Origin of the sequence: Micromonospora sp. AMSO12t (assembly GCF_008806585.1) — a bacterium.
Lineage (GTDB): Bacteria > Actinomycetota > Actinomycetes > Mycobacteriales > Micromonosporaceae > Micromonospora > Micromonospora reichwaldensis.
This window is the reverse complement of sequence record NZ_WAAS01000451.1, coordinates 1-2,699: the sequence shown is the minus strand read 5'-3', so window position 1 is coordinate 2,699 and position 2,699 is coordinate 1. Positions and strand designations below refer to the sequence as shown.

3 protein-coding genes are annotated in these 2,699 nt (G+C 69.1%); 1 reads left to right on the top strand and 2 read right to left on the bottom strand.

Annotated features, from left to right (window positions below; genetic code table 11):
- Positions 1-1,235: relaxase (locus F6X68_RS32095; RefSeq protein ID WP_192581638.1), on the bottom strand; the 1,235-nt coding region annotated here is incomplete at its 3' end.
- A 38-nt stretch (positions 1,236-1,273) separates the two neighbouring features.
- Positions 1,274-1,693 carry a hypothetical protein gene (locus F6X68_RS32090; RefSeq protein WP_151457747.1) on the bottom strand — a complete coding sequence of 140 codons (420 nt, stop codon included), beginning with the start codon at positions 1,691-1,693 and terminating at the stop codon, positions 1,274-1,276.
- A gap of 394 nt (positions 1,694-2,087) precedes the next feature.
- Here F6X68_RS32090 and F6X68_RS32085 point away from each other — a divergent pair, with 394 nt between their 5' ends.
- A complete protein-coding gene (locus F6X68_RS32085; RefSeq protein ID WP_151457746.1) occupies positions 2,088-2,600 on the top strand; it encodes a TFIIB-type zinc ribbon-containing protein in 513 nt (170 codons plus the stop codon).
- Positions 2,601-2,699 lie beyond the last annotated feature (99 nt).

Sequence of the window (2,699 nt, the reverse complement as noted above, 5' to 3'; positions counted from 1 at the left end):
CGGAGGTACTCCAGCGCGTCGGCAAGCCGGGCCATGTCGAGCACCAGCGCCATCGCAGCGACCGAGTCCTCGTCTCCGGCAATGCGACCCATGAGCGCTACCAGCCGCGACATCGCCCTCAGTTCGTACGAGCGGGACGTCGTGTGTGCGGTCCGCGCGTACATGTCGCGTGCGGCCCGGTCGAACACCTCCGCCGCCCGGTGCAACGGCCCACGCAGGCTGCCTTCCCTCGCGTACGCCAGGCTCGTGAGCACGTCTGCTGCGGCGGTAGCGGCAGCCTGGGCCGTCGCGGGATCCTCACGCGCGCTGCGCCGGATCTCTCCAGCCGCCGCCTGGGTGACGCCAGCGGCGTCGCGTAGAGCTTGGGCGCGGGCCGTGACCCGACCTCCCGACGGTAGGCCGGCAGCCGGCAGCGGGTCTCCCCACCGACGGCGCAGCTTCGGCAGGGTCAGATCGGGGGCGAGTCGCCCACCGGAGAACCACACCGGTTGCCCGTCACCGGTGCCCGCGCCAGGCAGCGCGACGGCGTAGCCGGTGACCTCATCGGCGTTGACGGTGCTGCGACGCACTCTGATCAGCACCCCTGCCTCCGCCAGCCGGTCGAGGAACTCCAACTCGCTGCCGGCGGCGGCGACGGCGGTACGGACCCGCCGTCGCAACTCGTCGCGAGGGGTGTCGCTCCAGCCCATGCGGCGGGCCTTGCTGACCTCCACCGGGTGAGGCCTCCGGTCTGCGGTGCGGTCGGCCGGAGGTACCTGCCTGCGCAGGCCGTAGCGGCGGGCGACGTTGTAGGTAGCCTTCACGCACCTCGGGTAGTCGTTGCGGGCCCAGTTCGTACGGCCGTCTTCACGCACGAGGGGCGCGACGATATGGACGTGATCGTCGTTGTGCCGCACCACCACCCACCGCAGACCCGGGTCGTCCGCTTCCGTGGCAAGTCCCGCATCGGTGAGCATCTCCCGGGCCATACGCCCCCAGGTGCCGTCGGTGAGCACACGGTCGCGGTCCTCCGGCGCCAGGCGCATCGAGCAGTGCCACACAGGTTTCGCCGGCGGCCTCTTCCCGGCTCGCACCGGCTCCTCCAGGAGAGCGGTCAACCTCCGGAAGTCCCGCTTACCCGAGGCAGTGATCTCCGGCTCCAGATCTGCCAGCTCCCCGGCACCGTCCCACGCCGCGACCAACCGCGGGTCGACGTGCTCCTCCTGCTTCCCCGGCCCGTACAGGTAGCGCAGCAACCCACCGACGCGGCAGCCGCGACGGTGGACGCGCGAGATCACCGCAGCCGCCGGTCGATCAGTGCCGTCACCTGGTCGAGGCGGGCGACGGCGTGCGCGCATAACTGCACCGCCTCGACGGCCCAGCCGGGCAGCTCCCCGGTCGAGTTCGCGGCCGCCGCAGCCTGGTTGACGTTGGAGCCGAACATGTTCACCGCACGGCGGGCAGCGAACAGTTCTCGCTGCAACTCCCGCAGGTCACCGGTGAGACACGTGGCCGGTTCTTCTGCGCGCGCTGCGCCGACCACCACCTGCGCCGTGTATCCCGCTGGCGTGAGACCCGCTCGCCGGGCCGCCTCAACGACCAGCGCCCTCTCCTCGTCCGAGAGCCGAGGGTAGATCCGGTGGGAGCGACCGGGGCTGAGGAGCTCCCGGTGCCGAGCCTGACCAGAATCGCTGACATTGCCTTCGGTGCTCACGGCAACGAGCCTTACGCCCGGCCGTTAACGCCCCGGTGAGCGGAACCGTTACCGGCACCGGCCAGCGCTTCAGCGACCACCGTCGGCGGGGGAAGTGACCTGACGTAACAGCGAGTGTGATCAAGTGCCGTACCGCGCGGTCAAAGGCATCGGTCGTGCCGTCGAGCATGATCGAGAGCCGGCACGCGGTACGGCGTTCGCTGACGATTCGCTGACTCTCAGATGATGCGCTGCGGGCACGGCTAGCGCTCCGAACTCTGTCTCGCAAAGATCAAGCGCTCTGTCGGCCGGCGTCGCTCCTCACCGTTGACCTGCGTGAGCTGTTAACCGTCGTCGCCCGCTCACGACCGATGTTGGTCGGCCTGGCTGTACCGATGGCTGTACGGTTTGATCTATGACAGCAGCCGAGACAGGGATCGCGGGACGCTTCCGCGACCCAAAGTACTGGCTGCGTGGCTTGGCCGCTGGAGCGATCTTCGTCCGTTGCCCACGCTGTGCCGGGCGGGCTTCGGTCCTTCCTGATCCTGAGTCGGCCGACGGCTCCCGGCATCATGTCTGGCTGCGTCGTCGGCTCAGTTGTCTCGGGTGCCCGTTTACTGGCGTCTGGGATGCTCCTCGCCGCGCAGGCGACAACGCGCGAACACTTCCTGACTTCTCAGGCCCGAATGACCCGTACTTCGGACTGCCGCTCTGGCTTTCGGTCGACTGCCGCGGGCGGGTGCTCTGGGCATACAACGCCGAGCATCTGGACCTGCTGGAGGCGTACGTGTCCGCTCGATTGCGGGAGCGCGGCCGAGACATGGGGAGCCAAACCCTTGTCGAGCGCTTACCCGCATGGATCAAGGAAGGCAAGCATCGCGCCGACGTGCTGGAAGGGATAGGCCGGCTTCGGGCGCTGCTGCCCTGACCGCCGACCAACGGCACCGCCACTTTGGAAGATCGTATCCGGCTGTCCCGGTCTGTCTGTTGTGCCTGGTCGGCGGCGGGGTAACGCTGACCGGTGCTG

Coding starts and splice junctions, on each gene's coding strand:
- F6X68_RS32085 (WP_151457746.1), top strand. CDS start 2,088: ATGACAGCAGCCGAGACAGGGATCGCGGGACGCTTCCGCGACCCAAAG.